The organism is Streptomyces sp. B1866 (assembly GCF_031932565.1).
GTDB lineage: Bacteria > Actinomycetota > Actinomycetes > Streptomycetales > Streptomycetaceae > Streptomyces.
Genome location: NZ_JAVSCF010000638.1, coordinates 1 through 380, shown reverse-complemented (window position 1 = coordinate 380; position 380 = coordinate 1). Strand labels below are relative to the sequence as shown.

The 380-nt window shown below is 66.3% G+C and carries 1 protein-coding gene; it reads right to left on the bottom strand.

Annotated features, from left to right (window positions below):
* A partial coding sequence (locus RKE29_RS30925; RefSeq protein ID WP_312008929.1) for a hypothetical protein occupies positions 1 to 380 on the bottom strand: 380 nt, incomplete at both ends.

Here is a 380-nt window from a genome sequence, read left to right as displayed (position 1 = left end):
GGGGGGGGTGTGGGTGAGGCGTCGGGTGTGGATGCCGGTGGGGCGGATGGTGATTTCGTTTTGGGTGTGGTGGGTGGTGAGGGTGGTGGTGAGGTGGTGGAGGGTTTGTTGGGTGAGGGTGGTGGGGATGTCGATGAGTCGGGTTTGGTGGTCGGGGTGTTCGAGTGTGGTGGTGCGGCCGAGTCCCCAGGTGAGGGCTTGGAGGGGGTGGTTGAGGGGTTCGGTTGGGGTGGTGGCGGTGGCGTGGGTGGTGAGGAGCCAGAGGGGTGTGGGGGTGGTGGTGTGTTGGGTGAGGGTTTGGATGAGGGTGAGGTTGAGGGTGGTGCCGGTGGGGGTGTGGGGGTGTTGGGGGTGGGGGTTTTCGTCTAGGGCGAGGAGGG